Source organism: Burkholderia sp. 22PA0099 (genome assembly GCF_047497165.1).
GTDB lineage: Bacteria > Pseudomonadota > Gammaproteobacteria > Burkholderiales > Burkholderiaceae > Burkholderia.
Genome location: NZ_CP163165.1, coordinates 3,111,515 through 3,129,581, shown reverse-complemented (window position 1 = coordinate 3,129,581; position 18,067 = coordinate 3,111,515). Strand labels below are relative to the sequence as shown.

Sequence of the window (18,067 nt, the reverse complement as noted above, 5' to 3'; positions counted from 1 at the left end):
GCGATCGATTGGCGCGGCCTCTGAGTGGCATTGGGCAACTTCATCAATGGCCCGCACGGCGCGGCATACAATCGCCAGCACCGGATACGCATCGCAGGAGAGACGCAATGACGGGATGGAATCAGGCGCGGCAGGCCCGCGACGCACGCCTCGCGGCGGGCGCGCCGCTAGCGCGTGGCAAACGGGTGGCGGCCGAGGACGCGACGGCGCTGCTCGAAGCGGTGCTGCGCCCCGGGGACCGGGTCTGCCTCGAAGGCGACAACCAGAAGCAGGCGGACCTGCTGGCCACGGCGCTCGCCGAGGTGGACAGCGCGAAGATCCACGATCTGCACATGGTGCAATCGGGCGTCGTGCTGCCCGAGCACCTCGACGTGTTCGAGCGCGGCATCGCCCGGCGTCTCGACTACGCCTACTCGGGCCCGCAATCGCAGCGCATCGCCAAGCTGCTGTTCGGCGGGCGCATCGAGCTGGGCGCCGTGCACACCTACCTCGAACTGTTCGCGCGCTACTTCATCGATCTGACGCCGCAGGTCGCGCTGATCGCGGCCGTCAGCGCCGACGCCGACGGCAATCTCTACACCGGCCCGAACACCGAGGACACGCCCACCGTGGTGGAGGCCACCGCGTTCAAGGACGGCATCGTGATCGCCCAGGTCGATCGCATCGTCGATCGCGTGCCGCGCGTCGACATTCCGGGCGACCGCGTGCATTTCGTGGTGGAGGCCGGGCGGCCGTTCTTCGTCGAGCCGCTGTTCACGCGCGACCCGGCGGCGATCACCGAAACCCAGATTCTTACCGCGATGCTGGCGCTCAAGGGCATCTACCAGCCCTACGGCATCAAGCGCCTGAATCACGGCATCGGCTTCAACACGGCGGCGATCGAACTGCTGCTGCCGACCTACGGCGAACGCCTCGGCCTGAAGGGCAAGATCGGCACGCACTGGGCGCTCAATCCGCATCCCACGCTGATCCCGGCGATCGAATCGGGCTGGGTCGAACAGATCCACTGCTTCGGCTCCGAAGTCGGCATGGACGACTACATCCGCGCGCGCTCCGACATCTTTTTCACGGGTTCGGACGGCTCGCTGCGCTCGAACCGCGCGTTCTGCCAGACGGCCGGCCTCTACGCCTGCGACATGTTCATCGGTTCGACGCTGCAGATCGACCTGGCCGGCCATTCGTCCACCGTGACCGAGAGCCGCATCGCCGGCTTCGGCGGCGCGCCGAACATGGGCAGCGACGCACGCGGGCGCCGCCATTCGAGCGAGCCCTGGCTGAAGGCCGGCGCCGAGGCCGATCCGCACACGCCGGCCGCGCTGCGGCGCGGGCGCAAGCTGGTCGTGCAGATCGGCGAGACGTTCGGCGAGAAGAACGTGCCGATGTTCGTCGAGAAGCTCGACGCGCTGCGCCTGGCCGACAAGCTCTCGCTCGATCTCGCGCCGATCATGGTGTACGGCGACGACGTCACGCACGTCGTGACCGAGGAGGGCATCGCGAACCTGCTGCTGTGCCGCGACGCCGACGAGCGCGAGCATGCGATCCGCGGCGTGGCCGGCTATACGGACGTGGGCCGTGGCCGCGACCGCAAGATGGTCGAGCGGCTGCGCGAGCGCGGCGTGATCCGCCGCCCCGAGGATCTCGGCATCGATCCGCTCGATGCCGACCGCCGCCTGCTCGCGGCGCGCTCGGTGAAGGACCTCGTGCATTGGTCCGGCGGCCTGTATTCGCCGCCGTCACGCTTTCGCAACTGGTAAGCCCTGCCGCGCGGGGCGGCAGTCGAGCCCCCGTGCGCGTTTCGGCCGGCCCCGAGCGGGCTGGCGGGAGAGATCGAATGGAACAGCTCAACTATCTTCACACCGCGCGCGAGCGTGCGGGCGGGGATGCGGCGTCGGCGCTGGTCGGCGTGGTCGCGTCCGGCAATCTCGAAGTGCTCGTCGAGCGTGTGCTGCCCGGCGCGGCCTGCGAGATCGATATTCAAACCGCCGCCACCGGCTTCGGCGAGGTGTGGCAGGCCGTGGTCGCCGATTTCGTCGAGCGGCGCTCGCCGGGCGGCCTGCGCTTCTCGATCAACGACGGCGGCGCGCGTCCCGATACGGTGGCGCTGCGGCTCGCGCAGGCGGTCCGTGCGATCGAGGGAGGCCAGCGATGAGCGGATTCGACCTCGCCACGGCCGGCGCGAGCTGGTACGAAGCCTCGGCGCGGCAACGCATCGACGGGCTCGTCGACGCCGGCAGCTTCACCGAATTCATCGGGCCCGCCGAGCGCGAAATGAGCCCGCACCTGCCGCTGTTCACGCTGCCGCGCCAGTTCGACGACGGCATGATCGTCGGCCGCGCCGCGCTCGATGGCCGCGCCGTGCTGGTGGCCGCGCAGGAAGGCCGCTTCATGGGCGGCGCGTTCGGCGAGATCCACGGCGCGAAGCTCACCGGCCTGCTGCGCGCCGCGCGCGAATCGGCCACGCCCGTGCTGATCCTGTTCGATACCGGCGGCGTGCGCCTGCAGGAAGCCAATGCGGGCGAACTGGCGATCGCCGAGGTGATGCGCGCGCTGGTCGATGCGCGCGAGGCCGGCGTGCCGGTGATCGGGCTGATCGGCGGCCGCGCCGGCTGCTACGGCGGCGGCGGCCTGCTCGCTGCGTGCTGTTCGGCGCTGGCGGTGTCGGAGCCGGGCCGCATCAGCGTGTCCGGGCCCGAGGTGATCGAAACGAATCGCGGCGTCGAGGAATTCGACTCGAAGGATCGCGCGCTGGTCTGGCGCACCATGGGCGGCAAGCATCGCCGGCTGATCGGCGGCGCCGAGCGCTTCGTCGACGACACGCTGCCGGCGTTCCGCGCCGCCGCGCTCGATTTGCTCGCGGTGCGCCACGGCTTCGACCTCGCGGTGCTCTATGCCGAGCAGACGCGGCTCGAAGCGCGCCTCGCGGCGTTCGGCGATTGCGCCGACGCACGCGACGTCTGGCGCCGGCTCGGGGCGACCGATGCCGAGGCCGACGCCATTCCCGCCATGCCCGGCGACGCCTTCGCCGCGCTGGCCGACCGCCTTCAGGAGACGCGCGATGACGCTCGATGAGATTCTCGGTTCCTTCGACCATGACGTCGCGGTGCGCGACGACGGCCTGCTGGCCGGCCGCGCCACCATCGCCGGCCGCACGGTGGACGTGATCGGCGTGTCGGGCGGCGCGTTCGTCGGCGTGGACGAAGCCTTGTGGCTGTCGGCGCGCGTGCTCGATGTGGTGCGCCGTGGTGATCGCACGCCGATTCTCGTGCTGGTGGACAGCGCGAGCCAGCGCATGAGTAAGCGCGACGAATTGCTCGGCCTCAACGAATGCCTGTCGCATCTGGCCAAGAGCCTGATGCTGGCGAGCCTGCGCGGCCATCCGACCGTCGGCCTGCTGTATGGCGGCACGGCGGCCGGCGCGTTCATCGCGACGGCGCTCGCCACCCGCGTGCTGGTCGCGCTGCCGGGCGCGGAGCCGGCCGTGATGGATCTGCCGTCGATCTCGCGCGTCACCAAGCTGCCGCTCGACGTGCTGCAGGAGATGGCGAAATCGACCGCCGTGTTCGCGCCGGGCCTCGACAATCTGGCGCAAACGGGCGCGGTCGATGCCGTGCTCGATCCGGCGCAGCCGCTCGGCGCGCAACTGGCGCCGTGGTTCGATACGCCGGCCGATCGCGCCGACGGCCGCGATCGCCTCGGCGCGGAACGCGGCGGCCGCCCGGCTGCCGCGCGTATCGCGCAACGCGTTCATGAACTCGCCCGCTCGGCCGGCTGAGGCCGGCTTGATCCGTCATAGCGTCGTGCGCGTCGCGCCCGATGCGTGGCGCGAGGTGCTGGCCGCCCACCCGGCGCTGGCCGACGCGCCGCCCGAGGTACGGGAGTGGGCTGCGCGCGGCTGGCCGCTGATGGTGCGGCGCGCCGGGCCGTGCGATGCCGGCGCGGCCGGTGTGCCGCTCGGCTTGCCGTTGCCGCCGTCGCTGGGCAAGCGCCGCATCGGCGTGGTGGTGCCCGAGTCGGCGATCGTCTCGGTCGAGCCGCCGCCCGCCGTTGCGCGGTTGCGCGAGGCCGCGCCGGCGCACTGGCGCGCCACGCTCGATCGGCTCGATGCGATCGCGCGGCGGCATCACGTGGGTTGCCGCGCATTCGGCAGCCTGGCCTGGCAGGCCATGACGGGCCTGACCTATCTGTCTTCCGGTTCCGATCTCGATCTTCTGTTCGATGCGCCCATCGGCGCGGATGCCGAGGCGGCGCTCGCGGCGCTGCTCGACGATGTTGCTGCGCTGGCCGATGGTGACGATGGTGCCGATGGTGCCGATGGCGGCGAGGCCCCGATGCGCATCGACGGCGAAGTGATTCGGGCCGACGGCGCGGGCGCCAACTGGCGCGAACTGCGTACGGCGCTGGCGGAGCGCGGCGAGATCGTCGCCAAGACCTCGGCTGGCGTGGTGCTGCTGTCGCCGCGCGAATTTCTCGACGGTGCGAAGGGGGCGGCATGATCCAGCCGATGCGGGTGCCTGCGTTCGAAGCGAAGCCGTCGCCGCGCGAGGCCGCGGACGCGATTGCCGAATTCGCCGAGCGTTGCCTGTGGCTCGAAGTGCGGACCTGGCCGAAACCCGGCCTCGTCAGCCATGTCGATCGGGGCAGCCATGACGATATGGATGCCGCCACGTTCGCGCGCAGCGCCGCCGCGATTCGCCCGTTCCTGGCCGAACTGGCGCGGGCCGGCGCGGCGCGGGCGGAGATGGCGGCGCTGCGCCGGATCGGCCTGCGCGCCGAGCACGCGATGCTGGCCGCCACCGGCGGTGTGAACACCCATCGCGGCGCGATCTTCGGGCTCGGCCTGCTGTGCGCGGCGGCGGGCTGGCGAGCGACCGCTGAACCGGTGCCGGCGCTTACGCTCGGCGCGTGCGTTGCCGCGCAATGGGGCGACGAGATCCTGGGCGGCCCGCGTCCGTCGGACAGCCACGGCGAGCGGGCGATCCGCCGCTACGGCGTCGGCGGCGCGCGCGGCGAGGCGGCCAACGGCTTTCCGGCGGTCTACGCGATCGGCGTGCCGGCCTTGCGCGCCGCGCGGGCGCTGCGCCCCGGCCACGCCGAGGCGGCGCGCGTGCAGGCCTGCTTCGCACTGATCGCGGCGCTCGACGACACCAATCTGCTGCATCGCGGCGGCGAGGCCGGCCTGGCGTTCGCGCAGCAGGCCGCTCGGGATTTCCTGGCACGCGGCGGCGTGGGCGCCGACGATTGGCGCGAGCAGGCCGCCGCCGTGCATCGCGCGTTCGTCGCGCGGCGGCTGAGCCCCGGCGGCACGGCCGACCTGCTCGCGATGAGCCTGTTCGCCGACGGGCTCGATCCGCAATGACGCTCGCGCTCCTGTGCTCCGGCCAGGGTCATCAAGGCCCCGGCATGTTCGACCTGATCGGCGACGATCCGGCCGCCGCGCCGCTGTTCGCGCACGCGTCGCGCTGGTTCGGCGGCGATCCGCGCGACTGGGTGCGCGAGGCCGGCCGCGATGCGCTGCGCGAGAACGGCGCGGCGCAGCGTTTGTGCACGCTGCATGCGCTGGCCGTGTACGCTCGGCTCGCGCCGCTGTTGCCGAGGCGGCGCTGCGTGGCCGGCTACAGCGTGGGCGAGATCGCCGCGTGGCATGTGGCGGGCCGGTTCGACGCGCGCGATGCGCTCGACCTGATCGCGGCGCGCGCCGATGCAATGGACGCGGCGAGCGCGGGCAACGAAGGCATGCTGTTCGTGCGCGGCCTCCCGCGCGCGACGCTCGATGCCTTGTGCACCGGGCACGACGCGGCGGTGGCGATCGTCAACCCCGGCGAGGCCTGCGTGCTGGCCGGCACCACCGAGGCGCTGGCCGCGCTGGCCGGCGAGGCGCAGGCGCATGGCGCCTCGCGCGTGGTCGAGGTGCCGGTGCGGATCGCGTCGCACACGCCACGGCTGGCCGCCGCCGTGCCGGTGTTTCGCGCCGCGCTCGGGCAGGCGAGCGTCGGGCGTGGCGCGGCCGGCACGCGGCTGTTCAGCGGCATCGACGGCGCCGTGGTGCTCGATGTGGGCGATGGCCTCGACAAGCTTGCGCGGCAGATCGCCGAGCCGGTGGAGTGGGCCGCATGCCTCGCGGCCTGCGTCGAAGCCGGCGCGAGCGCGTTCCTCGAACTGGGGCCGGGCCGCGCATTGGCCGAGATGGCTGCCGGCGCGTATCCGGCGGTTCCCGCGCGCAGCGTGGCCGATTTCCGCTCGTGGGACGGGCTGGCCGCGTGGCTGGCGAAGCTCGACGCGGCCTGAATTCATCAAGAACGGCACGGTTCGCCCGCCTTCGATAATCCTCCGATCAATCCGTTCGGCGGCTCGCTCCGCGCCTGATCCGGACGCGATTTTCCGCACCGCGAACGCGCGTTCGTCGCCGCCGCGCCACGCTTCTCAGAAACCACTTGCGGGGCCGATCGGCGTGACTACAATACGCGCCCGATGAGACCACACGCCTACCTGACCGCGCTGTCCTGCGCGGCGCTCGCCCTTGCTTCGCCAGCCGTTTCCGCGCTGCCCGCGCCCTTTGTCGGCGGGGAGGCGAGCGCCTATTTCGCGCATGTCGGTGACGCCTTCGGCGTGGCGGCCGAACTGGTGAACGGCGCACACCGGCGCGTGCTGGTGGCCGGGTATGCCTCGGTGTCGCCGGCGCTGGCCTCGGCCTTGTGCGAGGCACGCCGGCGCGGCGTGGCGGTGCGCGTGGTGCTCGACCGCTCGGCGCCGGCCGCGCGCTACAGCGGCGCGGCGTTTCTGGCCGAATCGGGCATCGACGTGGCGTTCGCGCGCCGGGCCGGCGCGACGCGCACGCCGTTCATCGTGGCGGACGACGCCGTGGCGATCGACACCGCCGTCACGCCGCCCGCCCACGGCCGCGGCCCATCCACCGCCGGTGATGGCGCCATGACCGTGCGTGCGCTGAACGTGTTCCGCGACGTGCCGCAACTGGCGCAGGCCTATACACGTACGTTCTGGCAGTGGTATCGCGTGGCAGCCGGGGCGCGCTGACGCGTAACCCAAACACCTCAAACCGCGCAGCGATCGAGGTAGCGGCCCGCGTCGTTCGCTTGCACAATAGCCGCTTCCACGACGAGGCAGACGATGGCGATCACGGTCGAAACTCTCCAGTTCGCGGCGCGCGACGGACGACCGTTGACGGGCTCGCTCTATCTTCCCCACCTGAACCCTGAACGGGCGGTGCTGATCAACAGCGCGCTCGGCATGCCGCGCGTGCGCTACGACGCGTTTGCGCGCAGCCTGGCCGAAGCCGGGTTCGCGGTCCTCAGCTACGACAATCGCGGCATCGGCGGTTCGCGCACGGCGGTGGCCGACACCGATCGCGTGACGCTGCGCCAATGGGGCGAAGCCGATCTGCCCGCCGCGCTCGATTGCCTGGCCACCCACGCGCCCGCGGCGCGCCTGTTCGCGCTCGGTCATGCGACGGGCGGCCGCCTGCTGGGCCTCGCGCCGAACCTCGGGCGGCTGGCCGGCATCGCGACGGTGGCCGCCGGCACCGGCTATTGCGGCGATGCGCGTGGCGCGGCGGGCGTCGCGCTTGCGTTCGCCACCTACGTGGCGCTGCCGTTGGCCGGCCGCTTCATGACGCGCGTGCCGGGCCGCCTGCTCGGCGCCGAAGCCGACGTGCCGGCCGGCATCGCGCTCGATTGCGCCGCCGGCGGGCGGGGGCCGGGCGGCCGCGTGGCGGCGGCGGGCCGGGAAATGCGCGCCGGCTTCGATGCCTATCGCGGCCCGCTGCTGGCCTATGCCGTCGAGGACGACCCGTTCGCGCCGCCCGCCGCCGTGGCCGCGCTGCACCGGCGCTTCACCGCCGCGGAGGTCGAATTCCGTACCCTCGCGCCGCACCCGCGCCAACGACCGATCGGCGCGGTCGGCTATTTCCGCGACGACAATCGCGCGCTCTGGCCGTCGCTGGCCGCCTGGTTCGGCGCACGCTGAACGGGCGGCGCGCGATATCTCCTCACGATCGACGCTGACGCTGGCGTGATGTGACGCGAGGCTGCTACAGTCGTCGGTCCCGCCCTCAACCAGAGTGAGTGTCAGATGAAGCTGATTGGAATGCTGGATTCCCCGTACGTTCGCCGCAGCGCCGTGTCCGCCAAGCTGCTCGGGCTGTCGTTCGAGCACCTGCCGCTGTCGGTGTTTCGTCATTTCGACCAGTTCAAGGCCGTGAACCCGGTCGTGAAAGCGCCGACGCTGCTGACCGACGACGGCACGATGGTGCTCGACTCGTCGCTCATCGTCGACTATCTCGATCACCTCGTCGAGCCGTCCAAACGGCTGATGCCCGACGACGCGGCCGCGCGGTTGCGCTCGATCGAACTGATCGGCCTCGCACTCGTCGCCGCCGAGAAGACGGTGCAGGTGGTGTACGAGAACAACATGCGCCCCGACGAAAAGGTGCATCGGCCGTGGCTCGACCGCCTGGTCGAGCAGGTCGACGCCGCTTACGGCGCGCTCGAGAAGCGCATTCTCGGCACCACCGGCTGGCTGCTCGGCGAGCGCATCACCCAGGCCGACGTGACGGTGGCCGTGGCGTGGCGCTTCACGCAGGCGGAGCGCGCCCACCAGCGCGATCTGGCGCTGTTCGATGCGCAGCGCTTCCCGACCATCGCCGCGCTGTCGGCGCGCGCCGAGCAACTGCCGGAGTTCGTCAGCACGCCGCCCGACTGAGCGGGGGCGGCAAACCTAGGGTTGCCACCGATTGTTCGCGCAGGCAAACAACTGACTTCGTGTGCAGCCCATTTATCCGCGGGCTGCCGGTTCGTAGAATTCGTCGGGTCAGTTCATCGTCCCGTCGGAGCCCGTCATGCGAACCCTCATCGAAAATCGTCTGTATCACCCGTCCGTCGTGCTGCCGATGGTGTCGCTGATGCAACTGATGGTGACGCACGACTTCAACCTGAGCCAGGTCGGGTTCGTGGTGGCCGGGCGCGGGATGCGGGCCGTGGTCGAGCGTTCGCGCTCGTTCGTGACCTGCATGGCCTGCCGGCACGGCGGTTGCACGGCGCATTGAAGCGCGCCGCGTCACCCGGCGCCGGACACGCCCACACCCCCGCCTCGGCGGGGGTGTTCGTTTTTGGGCGCCCGGAGATGACAACGCCGCGCCGGCTCTGGCGAGCTGGCGCGGCGTCGGGAACGGCGGGGGGCTTGAGCCGGCTAAAGTGGCTGAAGTGGCCGAAGTGGCTTAAGCGCGGGCCGCCGATACGCTATGGTAAGCGTCGTTGTTATCTTCTTCCGCCTGTTCGCGCAGTTCGCGAACCAGGGCATGCGCCTCGCGGCGCGATGCCACGGCCGGCGGCGAACCGGCCAGCGGCTGGCGGGCCGTTTCCCGCAGGGCCAGCACCGAGATCGCACCGATCACGGCGGCGCCCATCAGGTAGTACGCCGGCATCATCGGGTTGCCGGTGCGTTCCACCAGCCAGGCCGCGACCAGCGGCGTCGTACCGCCGAACAGCGACACCGAGATATTGAAGCCGATCGCGAGCGCGCCGAAGCGGATCTCGGTTGGGAACAGCGCCGGCAGCGCCGACGGCATCACGCCGCAGAAGCACGACAGCATCACGCCGAGGATCATCAGGCCGCCGAACACCGGCAGCATCTCGCCCGTGCGGATCATCATCAGCGCGGGGATCGACAGCACCAGCAGGCCCACGCAACCGGCCAGCATGACCGGCTTGCGGCCGACCACGTCCGACAGGCGGCCTGCACCGATCGTCATCGGGATCATCAGCACCATGACCAGCAGCACCAGCGCGAGGCCGTGCGTCTCGTTGAAATGCAGCGTCGACGACAGGAAGCTCGGCAGATACGACAGCACCATGTAGTCGGTCACGTTGAAGATCAGCACGAGGCCCACGCACAGCAGCATCGCGTTGCGGTGCTTGACGAGCATGTCGAGGAATTTGACCTTCGGCATGGTCTTGTCCTGCGCCTCGCGCAGTTCGGCCTGACGCTTGAAGGCCGGGGTTTCCTCGAGCTTCATCCGGATATACAGGCCGATCAGACCGAGCGGGCCGGCCACCAGGAACGGCACGCGCCAGCCCCAGGAGGTCAGCGCGTCGTGCGGCAGCACGGCCGTGAGCAGCGTGACCACGCCCGCGCCGAGCACATAGCCGATCAGCGTGCCGCATTCCAGGAAGCTGCCCATGAAGCCGCGGCGCTTGTCGGTCGAGAATTCGGCGATGAAGGTGGCCGCGCCGCCGTATTCGCCGCCGGTCGAGAAGCCCTGCACGAGGCGGGCGACCAGCAGCAGGATCGGGGCCAGGATGCCGATCGAGTCGTAGCTCGGGATCAGGCCGATCGAGAACGTGCCGAGCGCCATCAGGATCATGGTCATGGCGAGCACGCGTTGGCGGCCGATGCGATCGCCGAGCGGGCCGAACACCATGCCGCCGATCGGGCGCACCACGAAGGCGGCCGCGAACGTGCCGAAGGTGGCCAGCAACTGCGCGGACGGGTTGCTCGACGGGAAGAACACCTGGCCGAGCGTGACGGCGATGTAGCTGTAGACGCCGAAGTCGAACCATTCCATCGCATTGCCGATGGCCATGGCGCGTACGGCGCGTTTCAGCAGGGACTGATCGACGACGGTGATGTCGTTGACGGTGACGGGGGCGTCGCTGGACGACGCGGAGACAGCGGAAGGGCTGACGTGTGATGCAGTCAAGGTGAAGGCTCCTTTGACAGCGGACGATGCGCGTTGCCGGAAGGCGCGAGCATCGCCACGGTTTGCCGAGGAGCGCAGCGGCGTGGCAGCACGGAACGTCGGGCGCACGAAGACGCCGAGATCGGACGGGGCCGCGTGCGGCGCGCCAGTGGCCGCCGCGTCGATGCGCTCATGAGATTGCCGCCGGGCTGGCCTGACAAGGGGGACCGACGACGACCGGTGCGCGGCGTGGCGCCGGCGACCGGAAACGAACCCTGGAAAGGGCGCTGAAACGAAGCAGGTGGGCCGAAAACGGCTGCCTGCCTGTGATCGATATTTCGTGCGACGAGACGGTGGCGGGAATTCCGCAAACGCTCGCTGCTCAAACAGAATGAACGAAATAGATAAATGAAAGAGCGGCTATAGTACCACGATCGCAGGAGATCGTGCAAATTGCCGGCACAGCCCCGCCCGGTGGGGGATTGGCGGGAGATAATCCGGCCGGTGCCGGCACGGCGCTGGCGATGCGCGCGGGCGCGTTGCAGCGTCCGTTCCCGTCCGGTTTCCCTCGTCAATATTCGCCGCCGCGAGTGGCCCTCGAATCCGTTTTCCGACCCATGCCCGACCTGATCAAGATCGCCGGATTGTTCGTTCTCACCGCCCTCGCCGAGATCGTCGGCTGCTATCTGCCGTGGCAGGTGTTCAAGGAGGGGCGCAGCGCGTGGCTGCTGGTGCCCGCGGCGGTATCGCTGGCGCTGTTCGCGTGGCTGCTGACGCTGCATCCGTCGGCCGCGGGGCGGACTTACGCGGCCTACGGCGGCGTGTATATCGCGGTGGCGCTCGGCTGGCTGCGGGTGGTCGACGGCGTGCCGCTGACACGCTGGGATACGGCCGGCGCCGTGCTGGCGCTGGCCGGTATGGCGGTGATTGCGCTTCAGCCGCGCGGCTGAAGGATGGCGCGGGCGCGGCGGGTCAGGCCGCCGGCGTGGCCGGCTCGGCTTCCTTGCGCCAGACGCAGGTGCCCTTGACCGACTTGTCGAGCTCGTCGAGCTGGGTTTGATGCGCGGCCAGTTCCTCGTCGCTGGCGGTCAGCACCGGCAGCGCGAGCGACGCCAGCGCGACGCGCGAGCCGCCGCCCGCGCCGCCTTCGTCGTCGCCATCGCCGAGCATGTCGATCACCAGGCTTTCCTGGCCGCGCGTCATCGCCAGATAAACCTCGGCCAGCAGCTCCGAGTCGAGCAGCGCGCCGTGCAGCGTGCGGTGCGCGTTGCTGATGCCGAAGCGGTCGCACAGCGCGTCGAGCGAATTGCGCTTGCCGGGGAACATCTGCTTGGCCTGCACCAGCGTGTCGATCACGCCGTCGCAGTGCTTGAGCAGCGGCGGCAGCTTCAGGCGCTCGAATTCGGCGTCGAGAAAGCCGATGTCGAACGGCGCGTTATGGATGATCAGCTCGCCGCCGCGCACGAAATCGCAGATCGCGTTGGCGACTTCGGCGAATTTCGGCTTGTCGCTGAGGAATTCGGTGGTCAGGCCGTGCACGGCCAGCGCGCCCGGGTCGCTGTCGCGCTCGGGGTTCACGTAGAAGTGCAGATTGTTGCCGGTCAGCCGGCGGTTCAGCATTTCCACGCAGCCGATTTCGATGATGCGGTCGCCGGTGCGGGCATTCAGGCCGGTGGTTTCGGTGTCGAGGATGATCTGGCGCATGTCGGTGATTCAGTGAGGCCGGCGCGCGGGCCGGCGGTAACGAAGACGAAGCGGCAGGGGAGCGCGGCGCGTGCCGCCGCTCAGGCCTGCTGCGAAAGCGAATCGACGCCGCGATTGGCGAGCGCGTCGGCGCGCTCGTTCTCGGCGTGGCCGGCGTGGCCCTTGACCCAGCGCCATTCGATCTCGTGGCCGGCGACCAGTTCGTCCAGCCGCTTCCAGAGATCGGCGTTCTTGACGGGCGTCTTGGCGGCCGTCACCCAGCCTTTTTTCTTCCAGCCGTGAATCCATTCGCTGATGCCTTTCTGCACATATTGCGAATCGGTATGCACGACCACCTGGCAGGGGCGCTTGAGCGCTTCGAGCGCCTTGATCACGGCGAGCAGCTCCATGCGGTTGTTGGTGGTGCCCGGCTCGCCGCCGAACAGTTCCTTTTCCTGGTCGCCGAAGCGCAGCAGGGCGCCCCAGCCGCCGGGGCCGGGGTTGCCCTTGCAGGCGCCGTCGGTATAGATATCGATCGATTGCAACGTCATGAATGCTCTTGATGGGTGGTAGGGGCCGCGGCCGGTGCGAGCGCGGGCGCACGCGCCGGCTTGCGAACCCGGATCGGGCCGACCGGGCGTATCTCGCGCACCCGCTTGACGGCCGTGACCATGTAAACAGCGCCGAAGATCGGCCACCAGCGGTCGCCGGCCGCTTCCATGAAGGCGTAGCGCGACATCCACTTGTCGGTGACCAGCGGCGGGCGATAGCAGCCGAAGCGGCCGCGCTCGATGTCGAAGCCGAGCAGCTTCATCCAGTCCTTGAGGCGGATGAAGGCGATCGGATCGCGCGCCCCCGGCACGAACGGGCGTTTCGCGATGCGGCCGACCGATTGCCGCGCGCCCCACAGGCTCAATGAATTGAAGCCGGTGATCACGAGCCGGCCTTCCGGCATCAGCACGCGCTCGGCTTCGCGCAGCAGGCCGTGCGGATCGGCCGTGAATTCGAGCGTGTGCGGCATCACGATCAGATCGACGCTCTGCGATTCGAACGGCAGGTCGAGCAGGTCGCACCAGACGGTGCTGCGGCCGACCGGCGCGTGATGCGGGCCGGGCGGGTCGCCGGCCCACGGAAAGCGGAACGGCGCGCTGGCGCCGCTGGCCGGGTCGAGCACCAGCCCGCGGCCGGGCATGCGGTTCTCGCGCAGGGAATCGAGCTGGGGCAGGCCCAGTTGCAAGGCGTGGAAGCCGAACACGTCGGACACCACGCGGTCGAGCTGGGCCTGTTCCCACTCGAGCACGTAGCGGCCGGGCGGCGAAGCGCTCCAGGCGGGCCAGTCTATAATCGGACGGTCTGACATATCGATTGAGTGCGCGCCCATGAACGAGCTGGAATACGTGCCGGTACCGGCATTCGATGACAACTATATCTGGCTCGTGTCGGATGGCAGCGACGCGATCGCCGTCGATCCGGGCGACGCCGCCCCGGTGCGTCGGTATCTCGATGCGCGGGGCTGGCGGCTAGCCGCTATTCTACTCACCCACCATCATGCCGACCACGTCGGCGGCGTCGCCGCGCTGCTCGACGACCCGAAGCAGGGCGGCCCGGTGCCCGTCTACGGCCCGGCCGGCGAGGACATCGCGCAAGTCACGGTGCCGCTCGCGGGCGGCGCGCGCGTGGCGATCGGCAAGCCGGCGCTCGAATTCACGGTGCTCGACGTGCCGGGCCACACGCGCGGCCACATCGCGTTTTACCAGGCCGCCGGCGCGGCGAACCGCGCGCCGCACCTGTTCTGCGGCGACACGCTGTTCTCGTGCGGCTGCGGCCGGCTGTTCGAGGGCACGCCGGCGCAGATGCTGGCCTCGCTCGACGCCTTGGCCGCGCTGCCGGGCGAAACCCAGGTGCACTGCGCGCACGAATACACGCTCTCGAACATCCGCTTCGCGCTCGCGTGCGAGCCCGACAACGCGGCGCTGGCCGCCTGGCGCGACGACGCCCAGGCGCGCCGCGCGCGCGGCGTGCCCACGCTGCCCACCACCATCGCCCACGAGCGTGCCGTCAATCCGTTCCTGCGCGCCGACAGCCCGGCGATCGCCGCGATGCTCGAAGCCGAGCTGCACGAGGCGCCGGCCGACCGGCTGGCCGCCTTCACGATGATGCGCGAGTGGAAGAACCGCTTCCGCTGATCGTTCCACTATCCGCTGCCGCTGTTCCCGACCTGTCTTCGCGTAGGGCCGCCGCCTCGCGAGGCCGGCGGCCCGCGCGCAACAATTCTCAATGTTTCGATGGCGCGAAGCGGCGCATGATCGGGCGACGGCCATCAGAAACTGCCTGATTCGATTCAGCCAATGCTCAAGCTGAATCTGGAGAATGCGCCCCAAATACCGGATTTATTGGCATTTTTCGGCGTTTTTATTGACGCGATGCTCGGGCCACCTTACTATCGCCTGCAATTTTCAGCCGTTGGAAGCCGAGATTTACATGCGATTTCTGATCAGTGCGATGTTGGTCCTGTTGCTGGCCGCTTGTGCGAGCCCCGGGCCTGACGTCCCCGCCGCCGCCGCCGCTTCCAATCCGCAGGCCGCCTCCGATTTTCTCCGCAAGTCCGCCACCTCGAAGGAAACCGTCGACGTCGACAAGCAGTCGGTTGGCGACCTGACGACCAAGGATTCCGATCTGTGGGCGCGCATTCGCCGTGGTTTCCAGATGCCGGACCTGCAGAGCGACCTCGTCGACATGCAGACCACCTGGTACACGGAGCGTCCCGATTACGTGCAGCGCATGACCGAGCGCTCGCAGAAGTACCTCTATCACATCGTCGAGGAGCTCGAGGCGCGCAACATGCCGACCGAGCTGGCGCTGCTGCCGTTCATCGAATCGGCCTACAACCCGCAGGCGCTGTCGGTGGCGAAGGCGGCCGGCATGTGGCAGTTCATTCCCGGCACGGGCCGCACCTACAACCTCAAGCAGAACATGTGGCAGGACGAGCGGCGCGACGTGCTGGCCTCGACCAGCGCGGCGCTCGATTACCTGTCGCGCCTGCATGACATGTTCGGCGACTGGTATCTGGCGCTGGCCGCGTACAACTGGGGCGAGGGCAACGTGCAGCGCGCGATCGCGCGCAATCAGGCGGCCGGCCTGCCGACCGACTACCAAAGCCTGCGCATGCCGAACGAGACGCGCAACTACGTGCCGAAGCTCCAGGCGGTCAAGAACATCATCGCGAATCCGCAGCAATACGGCCTGACGCTGCCCGATATCCCGAACCACCCGTATTTCGTGACGGTCACCACGTCGCACGACATCGACGTCAAGATGGCCGCCCAGTTGTCGGGCCTGTCGCTCGAGGAATTCAAGGCGCTGAACCCGTCGTTCTCGAAGCCGGTGATCGTCGGTGCGACGCAGCCGCAAATCCTGCTGCCGTTCGACAACGCATCGCAGTTCGAGAAGGGCCTGAAGTCGTACGGTGGCCAGCTGTCGTCGTGGACCACCTACACGGTGACCGAGCGCGCGCGCCCGGCGGCGATCGCCGAGAAGATCGGCGTGGACGCCGATACGCTGATGGCCGTCAACAAGATTCCGGCCGGCATGCGCCTGAAGCCCGGTTCGACGATCGTGGTGCCGCGCGCCGACGACGACGACGAGGACATCAGCGCCGACGTGGCCGAGAACGGCGCGCTGGCCATGGAAGCGGATGTGCCCGACACGCGCAAGATGCTGATCCGGGTGCGCCGCAAGCAGACGATGGCGTCGCTGGCCGGCCGCTACGGCGTGTCGGTCGGGCAGTTGCATGCCTGGAACCGCACGCGCCGCGACATGGTGATGCCGGGCCAGACCATGGTGCTGCATGTGCCGGTGGGCCGTGCGGTGCCGGCCGAGCCGGGGCCGGAGCGGATCGCCACCACGACGGGCGGCGCCCGCATCGAGCGCGCCAGCCTGCGCTCGGGCGGCAAGGCCGTGCGCCGCGCGCCGGTCAAGGCCGCCGCCAAGCAGCCGGTTCGCAGCAGCAAGCCGGCCGCCAAGTCCGCCTCGCGCAAAACCAACAAGAAATAACGCGAATCGGTCGCTGCGCGCGAGGGGCTTTCGCCCGATTCGCCGCGCGTCGCTTATGATCCCGCTCCCACGCCGTCACCGAGGTGACGGCGTTTTCGTTTGCCTGGCCGTTCGCGAGCGCGGGCGGTGGTTTCGAGGTGCCTATGTCGTCCATCAAGCTGCGCGTGTTCGTGCTGTTCTCGCTCGGTTATTTCGTGTCCTATGTGTTTCGTGGCGTCAATCTCGGCTTCGCGCCGCTGATCACGCACGACCTCGGGCTGTCGGCCGCCGATCTCGGCCTGCTGACTAGCCTGTATTTCCTGGGTTTCGCCGGCGCGCAGATTCCGGCCGGCGTTCTGCTCGACCATTTCGGGCCGCGCCGCGTGACGGCCGCGATGTTGTTGTTCGCGGCGGCCGGCATCGCCGTGTTCGGCATGGCGCACGGCATCGCGGCGATGATGGCCGGCCGGTTGCTGATCGGGGTGGGCGTGTCGGTCTGCCTGGGCGCCGCGTTCAAGGCGATCGCCGAGCAGTTCGCGCTGGCGCGCTTGCCGCTCGTCAACGGCTTCGTGATGGCGGTGGGCGGCTTCGGCGGCGTGGCGGTCGGCTCGCCGCTGGCCTGGACGCTCGGCTTCATGGGCTGGCGCGCCGTGTGCGCGGCGCTGGCGGTGTTCACCGTGGCGGTCGCTGCGCTGATCTGGCTCGGCGCGCCCGATGCCGCGCGCACCCACCGCCAGGCCAGCGTCGCAAGCCAGTTCAAGGGCACCTGGCACATCCTGTGCAGCCCGGCGTTCTGGAAGATCGCGTCGTTCTCGGTGGTGACGCAGGGCGTGTTCTATGCGATGCAGTCGCTGTGGGTGGGCGCCTGGATGCGCGACGTGATGGGCTTCGCGCCGCACGAGGCGGCGGCGCTGGTTTCGGTGATCGGTCTCGCGATGATGGCCGGCAGCGTGGGCACCGGCGTGGCGGCGCGCTGGCTGGAAGGGCACGGCGTGTCGGTCTACGCGTTCTGCGGGATCGGCATGGGCTGCTTCGTGCTGACCCAGATCGCGATCATGCTCGGCGCGCCGCTGCCGGCGGTGGTGCTGTGGGCCGCCTACGGCGCGTTCGGCGGCATCGGCATCCTCAGCTACGCGATTCTGGCCGAGCATTTCCCCGTTCACTTGATCGGCCGTGCGAACACCACGTTGACGCTGGTGATCTTCGTGCTGATCTTCGGTTTCCAATTGGGGGTCGGCGCGGTGCTGTCGCAATGGCCGACGCAGGGCGGGCACTACCCGCGCGCCGCCCATCTGGTGGCGTGGGGCGTGCTGGTGGCGCTGCAGATCGCCGGCGCGATCTGGTACGTATTGCCGGGGCGGCCGGGGCGGGCGCGAACCGGCGTCGAACCGGGCGCATCGTGAGCCGGGGCGGGCAGGGCGGGTGTTCCGGGCCGCCTGTCAAACCCCTGTCACACAATGCCGGGTAAGTCAGATTTGAGATAGTCGGGGTTTCACGCTATAATTTGAAGGTTTGCGCAATTCAACCCCGCACCCTAGCGCCTACCTCCAAATCCCCGTCTTCCGCCGCCTGCCGCCCGGCACGCGACGCCGCCGAATGCAGCCCGCGCTTTTAGCCAGCGCGCGCGTTCCTGGCGCGTCTTCCGGGTGAGCCGAGCGAGCG

The 18,067-nt window shown here is 69.7% G+C and carries 20 protein-coding genes; 16 read left to right on the top strand and 4 right to left on the bottom strand.

Going from position 1 to position 18,067, the window contains the following annotated elements:
- Positions 1-107 precede the first annotated feature (107 nt).
- The 11 genes from mdcA (at position 108) to AB4851_RS29320 (ending at position 9,058) form a co-directional block, all read left to right on the top strand.
- Positions 108-1,754 (top strand): malonate decarboxylase subunit alpha, encoded by a 1,647-nt coding sequence (gene mdcA, locus AB4851_RS29370; protein ID WP_414449889.1) that lies wholly within the window; start codon positions 108-110, stop codon positions 1,752-1,754.
- A 77-nt stretch (positions 1,755-1,831) separates the two neighbouring features.
- Positions 1,832-2,149, top strand: a complete 318-nt coding sequence (gene mdcC / locus AB4851_RS29365) for a malonate decarboxylase acyl carrier protein (RefSeq protein ID WP_414444541.1) — start codon at positions 1,832-1,834, stop codon at positions 2,147-2,149.
- Positions 2,146-3,069 (top strand): biotin-independent malonate decarboxylase subunit beta, encoded by a 924-nt coding sequence (locus AB4851_RS29360; RefSeq protein WP_414449888.1) that lies wholly within the window; start codon positions 2,146-2,148, stop codon positions 3,067-3,069. Before mdcC ends, AB4851_RS29360 begins: the two co-directional genes overlap by 4 nt.
- The gene (gene mdcE, locus AB4851_RS29355; protein WP_414449887.1) at positions 3,056-3,772 is read left to right on the top strand and encodes a biotin-independent malonate decarboxylase subunit gamma; all 717 of its coding nucleotides are present in this window, start codon (positions 3,056-3,058) and stop codon (positions 3,770-3,772) included. Before AB4851_RS29360 ends, mdcE begins: the two co-directional genes overlap by 14 nt.
- Entirely contained in the window at positions 3,747-4,493 is a 747-nt protein-coding gene (mdcG, locus tag AB4851_RS29350; RefSeq protein ID WP_414449886.1) for a malonate decarboxylase holo-[acyl-carrier-protein] synthase, read from the top strand. Before mdcE ends, mdcG begins: the two co-directional genes overlap by 26 nt.
- Positions 4,490-5,356: a triphosphoribosyl-dephospho-CoA synthase MdcB gene (mdcB, locus tag AB4851_RS29345; protein ID WP_414449885.1), complete on the top strand. Its 867-nt coding sequence runs from the start codon at positions 4,490-4,492 to the stop codon at positions 5,354-5,356. The genes mdcG and mdcB overlap by 4 nt, the downstream gene beginning before the upstream one ends.
- Entirely contained in the window at positions 5,353-6,285 is a 933-nt protein-coding gene (mdcH, locus tag AB4851_RS29340) for a malonate decarboxylase subunit epsilon (RefSeq protein ID WP_414449884.1), read from the top strand. Before mdcB ends, mdcH begins: the two co-directional genes overlap by 4 nt.
- A gap of 183 nt (positions 6,286-6,468) precedes the next feature.
- A complete protein-coding gene (locus AB4851_RS29335) occupies positions 6,469-7,032 on the top strand; it encodes a hypothetical protein (protein WP_414449883.1) in 564 nt (187 codons plus the stop codon).
- A gap of 93 nt (positions 7,033-7,125) precedes the next feature.
- Positions 7,126-7,980 (top strand): alpha/beta fold hydrolase, encoded by an 855-nt coding sequence (locus tag AB4851_RS29330; protein ID WP_414449882.1) that lies wholly within the window; start codon positions 7,126-7,128, stop codon positions 7,978-7,980.
- Between the two features lie 105 nt (positions 7,981-8,085).
- Positions 8,086-8,715, top strand: coding sequence for a glutathione S-transferase family protein (locus AB4851_RS29325; protein ID WP_414449881.1), 630 nt, complete (start codon positions 8,086-8,088; stop codon positions 8,713-8,715).
- A 136-nt stretch (positions 8,716-8,851) separates the two neighbouring features.
- Positions 8,852-9,058 carry a hypothetical protein gene (locus AB4851_RS29320; protein ID WP_206127117.1) on the top strand — a complete coding sequence of 69 codons (207 nt, stop codon included), beginning with the start codon at positions 8,852-8,854 and terminating at the stop codon, positions 9,056-9,058.
- A gap of 171 nt (positions 9,059-9,229) precedes the next feature.
- Here the strand turns inward: AB4851_RS29320 and proP are convergent, their stop codons facing one another.
- Positions 9,230-10,711, bottom strand: a complete 1,482-nt coding sequence (gene proP, locus AB4851_RS29315) for a glycine betaine/L-proline transporter ProP (protein WP_414444550.1) — start codon at positions 10,709-10,711, stop codon at positions 9,230-9,232.
- A gap of 596 nt (positions 10,712-11,307) precedes the next feature.
- On the opposite strand from proP, the gene AB4851_RS29310 reads away from it, so the two are divergent.
- Positions 11,308-11,640: a YnfA family protein gene (locus AB4851_RS29310; protein ID WP_414449880.1), complete on the top strand. Its 333-nt coding sequence runs from the start codon at positions 11,308-11,310 to the stop codon at positions 11,638-11,640.
- A gap of 22 nt (positions 11,641-11,662) precedes the next feature.
- On the opposite strand, the gene dnaQ is transcribed toward AB4851_RS29310, so the two are convergent.
- The 3 genes from dnaQ to AB4851_RS29295 form a co-directional block, all read right to left on the bottom strand.
- Positions 11,663-12,394, bottom strand: a complete 732-nt coding sequence (gene dnaQ / locus AB4851_RS29305; protein ID WP_414449879.1) for a DNA polymerase III subunit epsilon — start codon at positions 12,392-12,394, stop codon at positions 11,663-11,665.
- Between the two features lie 80 nt (positions 12,395-12,474).
- Positions 12,475-12,924: a ribonuclease HI gene (gene rnhA / locus AB4851_RS29300; RefSeq protein ID WP_414449878.1), complete on the bottom strand. Its 450-nt coding sequence runs from the start codon at positions 12,922-12,924 to the stop codon at positions 12,475-12,477.
- Positions 12,921-13,733: a class I SAM-dependent methyltransferase gene (locus AB4851_RS29295; protein ID WP_414449877.1), complete on the bottom strand. Its 813-nt coding sequence runs from the start codon at positions 13,731-13,733 to the stop codon at positions 12,921-12,923. Before AB4851_RS29295 ends, rnhA begins: the two co-directional genes overlap by 4 nt.
- A 19-nt stretch (positions 13,734-13,752) precedes the next feature.
- On the opposite strand from AB4851_RS29295, the gene gloB reads away from it, so the two are divergent.
- The 4 genes from gloB (at position 13,753) to AB4851_RS29275 (ending at position 17,808) form a co-directional block, all read left to right on the top strand.
- The gene (gene gloB / locus AB4851_RS29290; protein WP_414449876.1) at positions 13,753-14,559 is read left to right on the top strand and encodes a hydroxyacylglutathione hydrolase; all 807 of its coding nucleotides are present in this window, start codon (positions 13,753-13,755) and stop codon (positions 14,557-14,559) included.
- Positions 14,560-14,721: 162 nt separating this feature from the next.
- A complete protein-coding gene (locus AB4851_RS29285) occupies positions 14,722-14,919 on the top strand; it encodes a hypothetical protein (RefSeq protein ID WP_414452006.1) in 198 nt (65 codons plus the stop codon).
- A complete protein-coding gene (locus AB4851_RS29280; protein ID WP_414449875.1) occupies positions 14,855-16,426 on the top strand; it encodes a transglycosylase SLT domain-containing protein in 1,572 nt (523 codons plus the stop codon). Before AB4851_RS29285 ends, AB4851_RS29280 begins: the two co-directional genes overlap by 65 nt.
- Before the next feature lie 143 nt (positions 16,427-16,569).
- Positions 16,570-17,808 carry an MFS transporter gene (locus AB4851_RS29275; RefSeq protein WP_414449874.1) on the top strand — a complete coding sequence of 413 codons (1,239 nt, stop codon included), beginning with the start codon at positions 16,570-16,572 and terminating at the stop codon, positions 17,806-17,808.
- Positions 17,809-18,067: the final 259 nt, after the last annotated feature.

What these genes read in the sequence shown, in the direction of transcription:
- AB4851_RS29325 (WP_414449881.1), top strand. Translation starts at nt 8,086, where the DNA reads ATGAAGCTGATTGGAATGCTGGATTCCCCGTACGTTCGCCGCAGCGCC.
- AB4851_RS29360 (WP_414449888.1), top strand. Translation starts at nt 2,146, where the DNA reads ATGAGCGGATTCGACCTCGCCACGGCCGGCGCGAGCTGGTACGAAGCC.
- AB4851_RS29335 (WP_414449883.1), top strand. Translation starts at nt 6,469, where the DNA reads ATGAGACCACACGCCTACCTGACCGCGCTGTCCTGCGCGGCGCTCGCC.
- AB4851_RS29280 (WP_414449875.1), top strand. Translation starts at nt 14,855, where the DNA reads ATGCGATTTCTGATCAGTGCGATGTTGGTCCTGTTGCTGGCCGCTTGT.
- dnaQ (WP_414449879.1), bottom strand. Translation starts at nt 12,394, where the DNA reads ATGCGCCAGATCATCCTCGACACCGAAACCACCGGCCTGAATGCCCGC.
- mdcG (WP_414449886.1), top strand. Translation starts at nt 3,747, where the DNA reads ATGAACTCGCCCGCTCGGCCGGCTGAGGCCGGCTTGATCCGTCATAGC.
- rnhA (WP_414449878.1), bottom strand. Translation starts at nt 12,924, where the DNA reads ATGACGTTGCAATCGATCGATATCTATACCGACGGCGCCTGCAAGGGC.
- AB4851_RS29285 (WP_414452006.1), top strand. Translation starts at nt 14,722, where the DNA reads ATGCTCAAGCTGAATCTGGAGAATGCGCCCCAAATACCGGATTTATTG.
- AB4851_RS29295 (WP_414449877.1), bottom strand. Translation starts at nt 13,733, where the DNA reads ATGTCAGACCGTCCGATTATAGACTGGCCCGCCTGGAGCGCTTCGCCG.
- AB4851_RS29320 (WP_206127117.1), top strand. Translation starts at nt 8,852, where the DNA reads ATGCGAACCCTCATCGAAAATCGTCTGTATCACCCGTCCGTCGTGCTG.
- mdcE (WP_414449887.1), top strand. Translation starts at nt 3,056, where the DNA reads ATGACGCTCGATGAGATTCTCGGTTCCTTCGACCATGACGTCGCGGTG.
- mdcA (WP_414449889.1), top strand. Translation starts at nt 108, where the DNA reads ATGACGGGATGGAATCAGGCGCGGCAGGCCCGCGACGCACGCCTCGCG.
- AB4851_RS29330 (WP_414449882.1), top strand. Translation starts at nt 7,126, where the DNA reads ATGGCGATCACGGTCGAAACTCTCCAGTTCGCGGCGCGCGACGGACGA.
- mdcB (WP_414449885.1), top strand. Translation starts at nt 4,490, where the DNA reads ATGATCCAGCCGATGCGGGTGCCTGCGTTCGAAGCGAAGCCGTCGCCG.
- AB4851_RS29275 (WP_414449874.1), top strand. Translation starts at nt 16,570, where the DNA reads ATGTCGTCCATCAAGCTGCGCGTGTTCGTGCTGTTCTCGCTCGGTTAT.
- mdcH (WP_414449884.1), top strand. Translation starts at nt 5,353, where the DNA reads ATGACGCTCGCGCTCCTGTGCTCCGGCCAGGGTCATCAAGGCCCCGGC.
- mdcC (WP_414444541.1), top strand. Translation starts at nt 1,832, where the DNA reads ATGGAACAGCTCAACTATCTTCACACCGCGCGCGAGCGTGCGGGCGGG.
- AB4851_RS29310 (WP_414449880.1), top strand. Translation starts at nt 11,308, where the DNA reads ATGCCCGACCTGATCAAGATCGCCGGATTGTTCGTTCTCACCGCCCTC.
- gloB (WP_414449876.1), top strand. Translation starts at nt 13,753, where the DNA reads ATGAACGAGCTGGAATACGTGCCGGTACCGGCATTCGATGACAACTAT.